Below are 13,898 nucleotides of genomic sequence, written 5' to 3' on the forward strand. Positions count from 1 at the left end.
CGTCGTCCCGCAGGGTGCGGGGGAAGTTGCGAAGGGGATGGTGATCGGAAGGGTCGTCGTCGTGCGCTCGCGGAGTCGCCGGACCCGGGCACGGCCGACCGGCAGTCGTCAGGCGTTCGCTGGGGCGGGCTCCTTCGGTGCGGTGGTCGGGCCCGCGGCAGGCGGGGTCTCGGGGGTCGAGGAGCGGCGCCGGGGCCGGCGCGGCAGGGCCGCGTAGGCGACGGCCGCGATGATGATCACGCCCTGGACGGCGGGCCGGATCGTCGAGGGGAGGCTGAGCTGGTTGAACAGCGTGAACAGCGCCTCGAGGGTCAGCGCACCCGCCATCGCGGCGATCACGGTCCCGCGCCCGCCCCCGAGGACCACGCCGCCGAGCACGACGGCGGTGATCGCCATGAACTCGAGCCCCTGGCCCACCTGGGCGGTGACGCCGGCGTACCCGCCGATGAGGATCGCGGCGGCCGTCGCCATGAAGCCCGAGAGCAGGAACGCCCGGGTCCGCACCCACCACACGGGAGAGCCGGAGTACGAGGCCGCGACGTCGTTGTCGCCCGTGGCGACGAGGGTGCGGCCGAACGGGCGGCGCATGAGCAGCGCCGCGAGCACGCCCAGGACCACGACCACGAGCAGCGCGTACGGCACCTGGAACTGACCCGGGGTGTCGGGGATGCCGCCACGGCCCCACATCCGGAAGCCCTCGGTGAGGGCCCCGGTGGGTGCGCCGCCGGTCCACAGCCGGATCGCGCCGTACAGGACGAGCATCATGCCGAGCGTCGTGATGAACGACGGGACCTTGAGGAGCGTCGTCACGAGCCCGTTGACGAGCCCGACCGCGAGGCCGAACCCGATCATGAGCGCCATGACGGGCCACGTCATCGCCTCGTCGCCGTCCATGAGCTTGGCCGCGATGACGACCTGGGCACCGACGAGCGAACCCACGGAGAGGTCGAACTCGCCGGACACGATGACGAAGTACTGGCCGATCGCGAGGATGATCAGCGGTGCCGCCTTCTTGACGAAGGCCATGAGCGTCATCGGCTCGCCGAACGACGGGTTCATCACGAGGATCACGACGAACACGAGGACGAGCAGGGCGAACACGGTCCAGCTCCCGCCCGCGGTGAGGCGCTCGAGCCAGCCGGCGCGCGGGGCGCGCGCCGGGATCGTCCGGCGCGGGGCGTCGGTGGTCATGCGGACGCACCTCCAGTGCGGGTGGGGCGGAAGCGGGCCCGGCTGCTCGCCGGGTCGATCTGGCGCCGGGCGTAGAGCGCGACGGCGGCGATGATGATGACGCCGCGCAGGACGTCCTTGAAGAACGGGTCGACGTCGAGCACGTTGAAGACGGTGTCGAGCACGGCGAGGATGAGCACGCCCCCCACCGTCCCGACGACCGAGCCGCGCCCACCCATGAGCAGCGTGCCGCCGAGCACGACCGCCGCGATGGAGTCGAGGTCGAGCCCGTAGGAGTAGACGAGCGCGTTCCCGGTGCCGAAGCGTGCCGCGATGAGCAGACCGGCGACGCCCGCGCACACCGAGCACAGGACGTGCGCGAGGATCAGCGTCCGGTCCGTCCGGATGCCCGAGAGGCGCGCGACGTCGGTGCTGCCCCCGACGGCGAACATGTGGTAGCCGGGCCGGGTGCGCGTCAGCAGGACGACGCCGACCGCCGCGACGAGCAGCATGACGATCGTCGAGACCGGCACGGGACCCACGCGTGTGTACCCGAACATCTGGAACGAGGCGGGGACGTCGCCGGCCGGGCCCTTGAACTGGGTGTCGAGGTAGCCCTTGATGATGAGCCCGACGCCGAGCGTCGCGATGAACGAGTTGACCCGGAGCTTGGTGATCACGAGCCCGTTGACGAGTCCGACCACCGCCGCCACGCCGACCGCGGCGAGGACGCCCATCCAGACCCGGGACGGGTCGCCCGCCATGGCCGTCGCGCCGACGATCGAGCTCAGTGCGACGACGTACCCGACGGACAGGTCGAGCGACTTGCACAGGATGACGAACGTCTGCCCGATCGCGACGAACCCGAGCAGGCTCGTCTGCGTGAGCATGTACGCCGTGTTGGCCGTGCTGAACAGGTTGCCGCCGCCGACGGCGACGAGCACGCCGGCGATCACGAGGATCCCGACGAGAGCGAGGTAGACGATCTCCGTCGACCCCAGGCGGTGCCGGCGCGAGGGCGCGCGGCGCGCGGTGGAGGCGGCGGTCGCGACCGCGGTGCTCATCGGTCCTCCTTCGGTTCGTGGTGCGCGGGGATCGAGTGGGCGTGCGCGACGGCGTCGAGGTCGACGTGCACGTGCTCGCCCGACGCGTCGGCGGTGTCGTCGCCTGCGCCGGTCGCGAGCGCCATGACGGTCTCCTCGTCGCTGCCCGCGGGCAGCTCGCCCGCGAGCCGGCCGTCGCGCATCACGAGGATGCGGTCCGCCATCGCGACGACCTCGGGCAGCTCCGAGGAGATGAACAGGACGGCCACGCCGCTCGCCGTGAGCTCGCGCATGAGGTCGTAGACCGCGCGCTTGGCGCCGACGTCGATGCCGCGCGTCGGCTCGTCGAGCACGATGACCTGCGGGTCCGTGACGAGCCACTTCGCGAGGACGACCTTCTGCTGGTTGCCGCCCGACAGGTACTGGACCTCGGCCTCCTGCGAGCTCGCGACGAGCTCGAGCGAGGAGAGGATCCCGGGGATGCGCTTCGCGCGCCGGTCAGCCTTGCCGGGGACCACGGCGTCGAGCACGAGGCGGGCGTTCGCGAGGATCGACTGGCCGAGCGCGAGCCCCTCGGCCTTGCGGTCCTCGGTGACGAGGGCGAGGCCCTCGCCCACCGCCTGCCGCGGCGACCGGACGTCGACCGGGCGACCGCCGACCAGGACGCGGCCGCGCGTGAAGCCCGCGACCCCGAAGATGCCGTGCGCGATCTCTGTGCGGCCGGAGCCCTGGAGGCCGGCGAGCGCGACGATCTCGCCCGCGCGAACCTCGAGCGACACGTCGTCGACCTGGGTGTTCCCGGCGCCCTCGAGCGCGAGGAGCACGTCGCCGGGGAGGGTCGACGGGTCCTTGTCCGGGAAGTAGCCGGCGAAGTCGCGCCCGACCATGGTCCGCACGAGGCCGTCGGCGTCGATGTCCGCCGTCGGCGTGGTGAGGACGTGGTTGCCGTCCTTGAGCACCGTGATGGTGTCGCAGAGGTCGAAGATCTCCTTGAGCCGGTGCGACACGTAGAGGATCGCGACCCCGCGCTCCTTGAGCCGGAGCACGAGCTCGTAGAGGAGCTCGACCTCCTGGTCCGCGAGCGCCGCGGTCGGCTCGTCCATCGAGATGATGCGTGCGTCGTAGGAGACGGCCTTGACGATCTCGACGATCTGCTGCTGCGCGACCGAGAGCGACCCGACGCGCGTCCACGACGTGAGGCCCGTGAGCCCGAGGTCGGCGAGCAGCGCGGTCGTGTCGGCGTGCATGCGCCGGGCGTCGACGAGCCCGGCACGCCGCGGTTCGCGCCCGAGGTACACGTTCTCCGCGACGGACCGCTCCGGCAGGAGGTTGAACTCCTGGAAGACGGTCGACACCCCGGCGTGCTGGGCGGCGAGCGGGGACGCGAACGTGGTGGTCGCACCGTCGAGCTCGATCGTGCCCGCGTCGGGGCGGTGCACGCCCGCGATGATCTTCATGAGCGTCGACTTGCCGGCGCCGTTCTCCCCGACGAGCGCGTGGACCTCGCCGGGCCGCACGTCGAGGTCGATGCTCCGCAGCACGGAGTTGCCGAAGAACTCCTTGCCGATCCCCCGCAGGCGCAGGATCGGCTCGCCGCCGCCGTCCCCCGCGGCCGGGGGCCGGGGCTCGCGCGTGGTCGTTGCGGTCATGACGTCACCTCTACCCATCCTCCGGAGCGCACGGACTCGGCGACGGCCGCCGCGAGGCGCGCGGCGCGCAGACCGTCGTCGAACGTGGGCAGCCCGTCCGGGACGGTGCCGCCGATGGCCGTCGCCGTGTCGGCGACGAGCGCGTCGAAGCAGTCCTGGTAGCCCTGCGCGTGCCCCGCGGGAAGGCGCGAGTAGCGGGCGGCCGCCGTCGAGAGCGCCTCGGGGTCGCGCACGAGGACGCGGGACGCGTCACGGCGCCCCTCCCAGAGCGTCTCGGGCTGCTCCTGGTCGAACGACAGCGTCGACTCCGACCCGGAGATCTCCAGGTAGAGGCGGTTCTTGCGGCCCGCCGAGACCTGGGAGATCACCGCGGTCCCGAGCGCACCGCCGTCCGTCTGGTACTGGAGCGTCACGGCGTCCTCCGTCGCGACCGCGTGCTCGACGCCGTCCGCGCCGCGCCGGCGCGGGTTGACGGTCGCGGACTGCGCGACGAGCCGGACGATGCGCTGCCCGGTGGTGAACTCGAGCAGGTCGCAGAAGTGCGAGCCGATGTCGCCGAACGCGCGGCTGGAGCCGCCGAGGGCCGGGTCGACGCGCCAGTTGTCGTCGGAGTCACGCAGGAGCCAGTCCTGCAGGTACGAGCCGTGGACCAGCGAGACGGCCCCGACCTCGCCGCGCCGCACGCGCTCGCGCGCCTCGCGGACCATCGGGTGGAAGCGGTAGGCGAACGGGACGACGGCGACACGGCCGTCGGCCGCGCGGGCATCGGCTGCGAGACCGGCGAGCTCGACGGCGCCCGCGACGTCGATCGCGAGCGGCTTCTCGCACACGACGTGCTTGCCGGCGGCGAGCGCCGCGCGTGCGAGGGGCACGTGCAGGTGGTTGGGCGTGCAGACGTGGACGACGTCGATCTCGGGGTCGGCGATGACCTCCTCCGCCGAGCGTGCCGCCCGGAGCGCCCCCATGCCCGGCGCGGCCTCGCGCGCCGCGTCGAGGTCCGCTGCCGCGACGGCGACGACCTGGCCCCCGCCGGTGCGGATCGCACGGGCGTGCACTCCCCCCATGAAGCCGGCCCCGAGGATGCCGGCGCGGTAGCCCGCGGCGGGCAGTGCGCCGTCGTCGGGTGCGCTCGTGGGGAAGGTCCGTCGGGCCGCCGTGGTGGCCCCTGGTGTGGTCGCTGTCGGGAAGGGCGCGTCCGGCTCCAGTACCGGGGTGCGCACATCCTGCGCGACGTCGTCGGCTCGCATGGATCACAACGTAGGGGCACTTCTGACGAGCGTCAAGCAAAAGCCGAACATTTCTCGTCACGGTTAAATAACTCGAATCGCAAAACAAATGTGGGGACTCACCGCACGACGACACGCCACCGCCCCCGGCGCGGCTGCGACCGAGGGCGGTGGCGTGTCGGACTCTCTCCCCACCCGTCCGTCCGGAGTCGCCGTCCGGACGGGAGAGCTGCTGCGCCGCGGTGTCCCGCGGCGCCGTGGGTCAGTCGCGCTTCGCGGAGAACGCAGCGTCGAACGCCGCCTCCGGGGCGTCGAAGGCGTACTTCTTGACGAACTCGAGCGCCGCCGGCGCCCCGACGAGGCGGTCCATGCCCGCGTCCTCCCACTCGACCGAGATCGGGCCGTCGTAGCCGATGGTGTTGAGCATCCGGAACGCGTCCTCCCACGGCACGTCCCCGTGGCCGGTGGAGATGAAGTCCCAGCCGCGGCGCGGGTCCGCCCACGCGAGGTGCGAGCCCATGCGGCCGTTGCGGCCGTTGCCCATGCGCTTCTTCGTGTCCTTGCAGTCCACGTGGTAGATGCGGTCCTTGAAGTCCCACAGGAAGCTCACCGAGTCGATGTCCTGCCAGACCATGTGGCTCGGGTCCCAGTTGAGGCCGAACGCCTCGCGGTGCCCGATCGCCTCGAGCGTGCGGACCGTCGTCCAGTAGTCGTACGCGATCTCGCTCGGGTGCACCTCGTGCGCGAACCGCACGCCCACCTCGTCGAACACGTCGAGGATCGGGTTCCAGCGGTCGGCGAAGTCCTGGTAGCCGGCGTCGATCATCTCCTGCGAGGCCGGCGGGAACATCGCGACGTACTTCCAGATCGACGAGCCCGTGAACCCGACGACCGTCTTCACGCCCAGCTTCGCGGCGAGGCGAGCCGTGTTCTTCATCTCCTCCGCGGCGCGCCGGCGCACGCCCTCGGGGTCGCCGTCGCCCCACACCACGTCGGGCAGGATGTCGCGGTGACGCTGGTCGATCGGGTCGTCGCAGACCGCCTGGCCCTTGAGGTGGTTCGAGATCGCGTAGACCTTGAGGTCGTACTTCGCGAGCAGGTCGAGCTTGCCCTGGACGTACTCCTCGTCGTCCCACCGCCACGGGTCGAGGTGATCGCCCCAGCAGGCGATCTCGAGCCCGTCGTAACCCCATCCGGACGCGAGCCGGGCCACCTCCTCGAACGGCAGGTCGGCCCACTGGCCGGTGAAGAGGGTGATCGGTCGTGCCATGGTCGTGTCTCCTTCGGTCGATCTCGGTGAGGTACCCGGGGTCACCGGGCGGACGTGCTGGTCAGGGGGCGGGAGCCGGTCCCGGAGGTCGGGCCGGACCCGCCGGAACGACGGCGCACGACGACGACGGCGCCCGCGAGCAGGAGCGCGGCGACCACGGCGACGGCGATCCACACGCCGGCGTTCGTGCCGCCGTCGTCGGTCGCGCCGTCGGCTGCCTCGCCGTCGCCGGACGGGTCGCCCTCGGCGGCAGGCTCCCCCGCCGCTGCCGCGTCCTCGGCGGACTCGCCCTCGTCGGCCTGGTCCGGCTCGGGGAGGGGCACGACGTCGACCTGCGCGGTCGCCGTCGTCTCCGCGGGCGTGGTGATGGTCGCCGTGAGGGTCCAGTTGCCCTCGGCGAGGACACCGGGGTCGGACGTGTACCAGCCGACGCCCTCGGAGGCGGACATGAGCGTCAGCGGCCCGACCGTCTCGCCGTCGGCGGACTGCGCGGTCACCGTGACGTCGGCGGCCTCCTCGACGGGGTGGCCGTCGATCTTCCACGTGAGGTTCGCAGAGATGCCGCCCTGCCCGTCGGTACCGAGCGAGATGACGACGTCGCCGCCGTGCGCCGTCGCCGGACCGACGAGGCCCATCACGACGAGCACGGCACCGAGCATCGTGGCCAGGAGAGCGCCGAGCACCCGGGCGGGAGAGGCTGACGTCGCGGCGCGCCGGAGCCGGGGTCTGGGTAGCGAGGAACGGGACATCGGGGCTTCACCTCGTCGTGTCGGACTACGTGTCGGGCGGGCGTCGGCCGTGGCCGGACGTCGTCGGTAGGTCGGTCGTGCGTGGCCGGGGGTCGCAGACCCCCGGGGTGCCCCGGCGCCGGGCCGGAGCGCCCGCACCCGGGCGCCGGGGCCGAGGACCCGGAGGTCCCCGTCGTGCTCGTCGTGCGGGCAGCGTCCGGTCAGCCCGGCCGATGGGCCGTCCGCACGCCGTAACGCCTGCGCGTCGAGCGCGTGCCCGGCGGGCCGGTGCCTCAGAGCACCGGCCCGCCGGAACCTGTCAGGAGCAGGCCCGAGCGTCGAGGTCGACCGTCTCGGAGAACGTCCTCCCCTCGGCGGCGGTCGCGGTCACCGTGACGGAGCCCGCGTCCACCGACACCGCTCGCGAGGCGAACGACTGGTAGGCGTTGGCGCCGGGCGCGACCTCGGCGAACTCCTTCGACCCGAAGGGGGTCTCGAAGCTCACCGCGACCGGGACGGCGTCGCCGTTGGCCGCACGGACCGCGACGAACACGTTGCCCGCCAGGCAGCGGGTCTCGGCCGTGACCGTCACCGCGATCGGCTCGACCGCGTCGTCGACCACCCGGAAGTGGCCGAACGACGCCGGCGCACCGGTGTCGGCCGCGGCACCGAGCGCGAAGAGACCGACCTGGGCGCCGGCGGCCGGCGCGTTGGTCACGCTCTCGTCGAACGTGGTCCACGTCGTGCCGTCCGCGCTGTACGCGCCGGTGAACGTGTCACCGGAGCGCGTGAGGCGCAGGTGCCACACATCACCCGTGAGGCTCCCCGTCTGGGGCTGCGGGTTCTGCACCACGCCGCCGACCTCGCTGCGCAGCTCGATGCGGGCGTTCTTGGCCTGGCCCGCCGTGTTGTCGACGACGTAGTCGAGCTTGACGTAGTTGTCGTCGTCGCCGTAGACGAGCAGACCGCCCTGCTGGTACTGGCGGTCCAGCGCCGAGCCGTCGACCACGGTCTCGACCGTCCACTCCTCACCCGGCTGGTCCTGCAGCACCAGGTTCGGCACGGGACGGTTGTCGGTCCCGTAGATGTCGGTCGGGGTCGTGTCGATCTGCAGCGAGCCGTCCGCCAGGCGGAAGCCCGTCGGGTCCTCGTTCAGGACCGTCCAGCGGCACGCGTCGAGCGCGTCGCCGTCGAACTCGTCGTCCGGCCCGGGGGCTGACGCCGTGTCGTCGGGCGTGATCTGGAACCAGTCGAACTGCGCGTCGAGCGCGGGGGACGCGGTGTTGTTCCCCTTGAGCGACACGAGACCGATCTGCGCGTTCTCCAGGTCGGCGATCGACTTGGTCTGCGGCATCGTCGTGAAGGTGACGCCGTCGGCCGAGTACGCCGCCTGGAGGTTCTGCCCGTCGCTGACGAACCGCACGTAGACCGTGTCGGGATAGTCGGCGCCGAGCGAGGCCGAGTTGGACTCGTTGACCTCGTTCGGGAGGGCGGCCTCCTCGCGGATGAACTGGAAGATGCGGGTCGCCGGGTCGGCCGCTGCGGACCGGCCCTGGATCACCATCTTCGCGTAGTTGTCCTGGTCCTCCCAGATGAGCAGACCCGCCTGCTGGTACTGCTGGCGCGCCGGCAGCGTGAGCTTCGCCGTGGCCGTGAACGGCCCGTCCGGCAGGTCCTGGAGCACCAGGTTCGGCACCGTCGTGTTGCCGGTCCCGTAGAAGTCGGTCGCCGTCGTCGGGACGACGAGCTGACCGTCCGCCACCGCGAGGTTCTGGTCGCGGTTCAGCACCGTCCAGCGGTCCTCGTCGAGCTCCGTGCCGAGGAAGTCGTCCGAGCGGCCCGAGAAGCACATCCCCGGGTCGACCTGCTCGGCCTCCACCGTCACCGTCGTGTACTCGACCGAGTACGCCCCGCGCGCGTCCGTCGCCCGCACCTGGAGCCGGTACTCGCCCGGCTCGTCGTACGTGACCTCGAACGAGTCGGTGCCGTCGACGAAGCCGTCACCGAGCCCCGCGTCCCACGCGAACGTGATCGCGTCGGCCTCGGGGTCGGAGGCGGTCGCCGTCGCCGTCACCGTGAGCGGGGCGGTGCCCGTCGTCGGGGTGACGTCGAACGTGTCGATCGTCGGCCGGACGTTGTCCGTCACGCCGCGCCCGTTGATGACCATCCAGTTGACGTTCGACTGGCCGGCCGTCTGGACGAAATACAGCGTGCCGGTGCCTGCCGGGACGTCGTGCAGCTCGGCCGTGACGTCCGTGTAGGCCTGCCAGTCGCCCGTCGCGGGAACGGTCACGCTGCCGATCTCCGGCCCCTCGGGGTCGTTCCAGCGCAGCGAGATCGGGCCTCCACCGCCCGGCGAGGCCGCACGCAGCGTGATGGAGTCGACGTTCGTCAACGAGATCGGCTCGTGCGCCCACCAGTCATCGGTTTCGATGAACCCGATGTTCAGGCCGCCACCGGCCGTGTCGCCGGTCGTCTCGGTCTGCACGCCGGGGTCGCCGGCGCTCGTGGAGCCCTCGAGGCGTCCGGTCGACGTGAAGAACTCCGACTGGAGCAGCTTCGGCTGCAGGATCTGCAGGTCGTTCGCCGTCAGCGGGACGCCCGCGGCGCCGCCGTCGTCGGTGTACATCGCCTCGACCACCCAGAAGATGTTCGACTCGATGCCGTGGCCCTCGTCGCGCGCCGTCTGGAGCGTGCCCTCGCAGCCCGTGAGCTCCTCCATGGGGTGTGCGTGCGAGTCGTGGCCGAGCGAGGTGAACAGGGTGACGTTCTCGCACGTGACCACCCCGTCGGGGTCGTCGACCGCGATCTCGTACTTGACCTGGTCGCCCCACTCGAAGAAGCCGCCGTTCTCGGGGAACGTGATCGAGACGGTCGGGGCCTGGTTGCCCACGACGATCGACACGTTCGCCACACCCACGGCACCGGCCTCGTCCGTCGCGACGAGCTGAGCGGTGTAGCTGCCGTTCTCGGTGTACGTGTGCACCGGGTTCGCCTCGGTGGACGGCGCGGAGCCGTCGCCGAAGGTCCACTGCAGCGTGACCGGGTCGCCGGCCGGGTGGCGCGTGCCCTCCGAGGAGAACTGCACCGTCAGCGGTGCGGCACCGCTCGTGACGTCCGCGCTCGCGCGGGCGATCGGGGCGGGGTCGCCCTGGACGTAGTTGACCTTGTAGACACCGCTCGAGTCGTTGTTCCCGCCGAAGCCGGAACCCCAGTCGATGACGTACAGCGCTCCGTCGGGCCCGAAGTCGAAGTCCATGGGCCGGTCGAATCCGGCCGACGGGTCGAGGACCTTCGGGAGCACGCGGTTGATGTCGACGACGTCGTCGCGCTTCTCCCCGTCGAGCTGGAACGAGTAGACCTTGCCCTGGTTCCACTCACCGAACAGGGCCTTGCCGTCCCAGTACTCCGGCCACTTGACGTCCGACTCGAGCTCGGGGTCGTAGTCGTACACCGGCCCGCCCATGGGCGCACCGCCGCCGCCGATCTCCGGGAAGCTCGGGTTGCCCCCGTAGCCGTACCAGACCTCGGCCTCGATCGCCGCGGGCAGCTGCTGCAGGCCCGTGTTGTTGGGCGAGCTGTTGACCACGCCCGCCGCGCAGCCGAAGGCAGCGCCGGACTGCCCCGTGGCGAAGTTGTAGTCGATGTAGTCGTTGTTCGCGCCCGTGCAGTACGGCCAGCCGTAGAAGCCCGGGTCGCTCACGACGTTCCACTCGACGGTGCCCGCCGGGCCGCGCGTCGCGCTGGCGCTGCCGGCGTCCGGACCGTAGTCCCCGACGAGCACGTTGCCGGTCGAGGGGTCCACCCCGATGCGGAACGGGTTGCGGAAGCCCATGGCGAAGACCTCGGGCTTCGTCTGCGCCGTGCCGGGCGCGAACATGTTCCCCTCGGGGATCGTGTACGTGCCGTCGTCCTCCGGGTGGATCCGCAGGACCTTGCCGCGCAGGTCGTTCGTGTTGGCCGACGTGCGCTGCGCGTCGAAGTTCTGCTGTCCCGTGCGCTCGTCGATCGGCGCGTAGCCGCCCGACTCGAACGGGTTGGTGTTGTCACCGGTGACGACGAGCAGGTTGCCCTCGGCGTCGAAGACCATGTCGCCACCCGCGTGGCAGCACGTCTCGCGCTGCGTCGGGATCTTGAGCACGGCCTTCTCGGACGCGAGGTCGACCGTCTTGGCCGTCGCGTCGTAGTCGAAGCGCGAGACCCGGTTGTGCGGGCCGTCCGCCCCGACGTCCTCTGGCGACCAGAAGAGGTACACCCAGCCGTTGGTCGCGAAGTCGGGGTCGAGCACGACGCCCGTCAGCCCGTCCTCGTTGGCCTGCGTGACCGACAGCGTCGCCGCCGTCGTGGTCTGGTTCGTGGCCGGGTCGATGACCCGCACGCGCCCGTCACGCTCGACGTAGAAGACCGTCCCGTCCGGGGCGACGTCGAGCATCATCGGGTTCGCGGTGTTCTCGTCGAGCGGGACCATCTCGTAGCTGTCGCTCTGCGTGGCGTTGCAGTCCGAGGGGACGACGCCCGCCGCGGTCTGGATGCCGCCCAGCAGGTGCTGGAGGAACTCCGGCTCGGCGTACGACTCGTCGGTGTGCCCACCGCCGGAGTACCACGAACGACCGCCGTCGTAGACCTGGCACCAGGCGATCGGGTGGTCGGCGCCCATGGCGCCCGATCCGGCGTCGTACGACGTCTCGTCGAGGCTCGCGAGCACGTGCACGGTGTCGCGCGGGTTCTCCCGGTAGTTGTACCACTCGTCGAACCGGTCCCAGCGCGCCGGGAGGTGTGCGGTGGACTCGTGGGCGTGGTCCTCGACCTTGACGGTCGCGTCCTGGTTCTGGGGGTGAGCGCTGAAGTACGCGCCGACCAGGTCCCCGTACCAGGGCCAGTCGTACTCGGTGTCGGACGCCGCGTGGATGCCCGCGTACCCGCCGCCGTTCTGGATGTAGCGCTCGAACGCGGCCTGCTGGTCGTCGTTGAGGACGTCACCGGTCGTGGACAGCCACACGACGGCGTCGTACTGCGCGAGGTTGTCGTCAGTGAACGCCCCCGCGTCCTCGGTGGCAGTGACACCGAAACCGTTGTCGGCACCGAGCTGGGTGATGGCGGCGATCCCCGCGGGGATCGAGCCGTGCCGGAAACCGGCGGTCTTGCTGAAGACGAGCACGTCGAACGGGACGGTGTCGGCGGCTTCGGCGACAGGTGCCGCCTGGACGCCCGAGGGCGCCGGTGCGGCTGTCGCCGACGTCGCCGCCGCCATGGTCAGGGGTAGAGCGACCGCCGCCGCGGCGAGAGCCGCGACCGTGCGCCTCATGGCGAGCGATCCTCCTAGCACGTTTCTCACAAGGTCTCCTCGTCGAGATGGGGAACTGTGCAGCGCTCCGCCGGGTCGGCGCCATCGGCCTGCCGTCCGTCCCGGGCTCGTTCGGCGGAAGGTCACGTGCTCCGCCGGGCACCTCAAACGCCGCGTACGACGCGCGGTCCGACCTCCTCTCGCCGGTACTGTCGCCGGAACGGCCGCCGGACGCGCGACTGTGCGTGCCCGACGACCGTACCTGTGTCGATCGACCGCTAGGGCTCGACCCAGCCGCCCGACGCCGCGCTGCGCTCGACGGCGTCGAGCACGCGCTGGACGACGAGCCCGTCGGCGAACGTCGGTGCGGGCTGCGTCCCGGCCGCGATCCCCTCGACCAGGTCGACGACCTGGTGGGTGAACGCGTGCTCGTACCCGAGCCCGTGACCTGCCGGCCACCAGCGCCCGACGTACGCGTGCTGCGGCTCCGTGACGACGATCCGCCGGAAGCCCGCGACGGCCGGGTCGTCCGCGGCGTCGAAGAAGTGCAGGACGTTCATGTCCTCGAAGTCGAAGGCGAACGAGCCCTTCGACCCGTTGACCTCGAGGCGGATCGAGTTCTTGCGCCCGTAGGCGAACCGGGTCGCCTCGAAGGTCCCGATTCCCCCGCCGGACAGCCGCGCGAGGAAGATCGCCGCGTCGTCGACCGTGACCGGCCCGCGCTCGGCACCGCCCTGGCCGGACAGCCCGGCGAAGTCCGTCGCGACGGGTCGTTCGGTCACGAAGGTCTCGAGCAGACCCGAGACGCTCGTGATCCGCTCGCCCGTGATGAACTGCGCGAGGTCGATGACGTGCGCACCGATGTCACCGAGCGCGCCGCTGCCGGCCTTGGTCTTGTCGAGCCGCCACGACAGCGGCGCGTCCTCGTCGGCGATCCAGTCCTGGAGGTACTGGGCACGCACGTGCCGGATCGTCCCGATGCGCCCGTCCGCGACGAGCTGACGTGCGAGCTGGATCGCCGGGACACGACGGTAGGTGAAGCCCACCATGGCGACCTGGCCGCGCGCGGCGGCCACCTCGGCGACCGCGACCATCTTCTCGGCCTCGGCCACCGTGTTCGCGAGCGGCTTCTCGCACAGCACGTGCTTGCCCGCCTCGAGCGCGGCGATCGCGATCTCGGCGTGCGTGTCACCGGGCGTGCAGACGTCGACCAGGTCGACGTCGTCCCGCGCGACGAGCGCCTGCCAGCTCGTCTCCGTGGACTCCCAGCCGAGGCGCTGGGCCGCTGCAGCCAGCGCCTCCGGGTTGCGCCCGCCGAGCACCCGCATGCGCGGGTCGAGGGGGAGGTCGAAGAATCGGGGGGCGGTCCGCCAGGCCTGCGAGTGCGCTGCCCCCATGAACGAGTACCCGACCATGCCGACGCCGAGCTGCGCGGCGTTGCTTGTTGCCATGACGTTCCTTCCGTGCGCGTGACGTGCGCGTGACGTACGCGCGCCCGCGGTCCGGCCGGGTGGTGACCCGGGCGGAC

Annotated in this window: 8 protein-coding genes; all 8 read right to left on the reverse strand. The window is 71.6% G+C overall.

Features of this window, described 5'->3' with window-relative positions; all coding sequences use genetic code 11:
* Nucleotides 1–108: 108 nt before the first annotated feature.
* Nucleotides 109–1,191: an ABC transporter permease gene (locus AC4H2H_RS16875; protein WP_494371979.1), complete on the reverse strand. Its 1,083-nt coding sequence runs from the start codon at nt 1,189–1,191 to the stop codon at nt 109–111.
* Nucleotides 1,188–2,234: an ABC transporter permease gene (locus AC4H2H_RS16880; protein ID WP_494371980.1), complete on the reverse strand. Its 1,047-nt coding sequence runs from the start codon at nt 2,232–2,234 to the stop codon at nt 1,188–1,190. Before AC4H2H_RS16880 ends, AC4H2H_RS16875 begins: the two co-directional genes overlap by 4 nt.
* Complete coding sequence (locus AC4H2H_RS16885) at nt 2,231–3,862, reverse strand: sugar ABC transporter ATP-binding protein (RefSeq protein WP_494371981.1); 1,632 nt, start codon at nt 3,860–3,862, stop codon at nt 2,231–2,233. Before AC4H2H_RS16885 ends, AC4H2H_RS16880 begins: the two co-directional genes overlap by 4 nt.
* Nucleotides 3,859–5,109 carry a Gfo/Idh/MocA family protein gene (locus AC4H2H_RS16890; RefSeq protein ID WP_494371982.1) on the reverse strand — a complete coding sequence of 417 codons (1,251 nt, stop codon included), beginning with the start codon at nt 5,107–5,109 and terminating at the stop codon, nt 3,859–3,861. Before AC4H2H_RS16890 ends, AC4H2H_RS16885 begins: the two co-directional genes overlap by 4 nt.
* A 241-nt stretch (nt 5,110–5,350) precedes the next feature.
* Nucleotides 5,351–6,358, reverse strand: a complete 1,008-nt coding sequence (locus AC4H2H_RS16895) for a sugar phosphate isomerase/epimerase family protein (RefSeq protein ID WP_494371983.1) — start codon at nt 6,356–6,358, stop codon at nt 5,351–5,353.
* Nucleotides 6,359–6,399: 41 nt separating this feature from the next.
* Nucleotides 6,400–7,107, reverse strand: coding sequence for a hypothetical protein (locus AC4H2H_RS16900; RefSeq protein WP_494371984.1), 708 nt, complete (start codon nt 7,105–7,107; stop codon nt 6,400–6,402).
* A 298-nt stretch (nt 7,108–7,405) separates the two neighbouring features.
* Nucleotides 7,406–12,391: a ThuA domain-containing protein gene (locus AC4H2H_RS16905; RefSeq protein ID WP_494371985.1), complete on the reverse strand. Its 4,986-nt coding sequence runs from the start codon at nt 12,389–12,391 to the stop codon at nt 7,406–7,408.
* A 257-nt stretch (nt 12,392–12,648) separates the two neighbouring features.
* Nucleotides 12,649–13,821 (reverse strand): Gfo/Idh/MocA family protein, encoded by a 1,173-nt coding sequence (locus AC4H2H_RS16910; protein ID WP_494371986.1) that lies wholly within the window; start codon nt 13,819–13,821, stop codon nt 12,649–12,651.
* Nucleotides 13,822–13,898 lie beyond the last annotated feature (77 nt).

This window comes from Cellulosimicrobium sp. BMG9.22 (assembly GCF_059159975.1).

Bases quoted from the DNA above. Each gene is read 5' to 3' on its own strand.
- AC4H2H_RS16875 (WP_494371979.1), bottom strand. From the start codon at position 1,191: ATGACCACCGACGCCCCGCGCCGGACGATCCCGGCGCGCGCCCCGCGC.
- AC4H2H_RS16880 (WP_494371980.1), bottom strand. From the start codon at position 2,234: ATGAGCACCGCGGTCGCGACCGCCGCCTCCACCGCGCGCCGCGCGCCC.
- AC4H2H_RS16885 (WP_494371981.1), bottom strand. From the start codon at position 3,862: ATGACCGCAACGACCACGCGCGAGCCCCGGCCCCCGGCCGCGGGGGAC.
- AC4H2H_RS16890 (WP_494371982.1), bottom strand. From the start codon at position 5,109: ATGCGAGCCGACGACGTCGCGCAGGATGTGCGCACCCCGGTACTGGAG.
- AC4H2H_RS16895 (WP_494371983.1), bottom strand. From the start codon at position 6,358: ATGGCACGACCGATCACCCTCTTCACCGGCCAGTGGGCCGACCTGCCG.
- AC4H2H_RS16900 (WP_494371984.1), bottom strand. From the start codon at position 7,107: ATGTCCCGTTCCTCGCTACCCAGACCCCGGCTCCGGCGCGCCGCGACG.
- AC4H2H_RS16905 (WP_494371985.1), bottom strand. From the start codon at position 12,391: ATGAGGCGCACGGTCGCGGCTCTCGCCGCGGCGGCGGTCGCTCTACCC.
- AC4H2H_RS16910 (WP_494371986.1), bottom strand. From the start codon at position 13,821: ATGGCAACAAGCAACGCCGCGCAGCTCGGCGTCGGCATGGTCGGGTAC.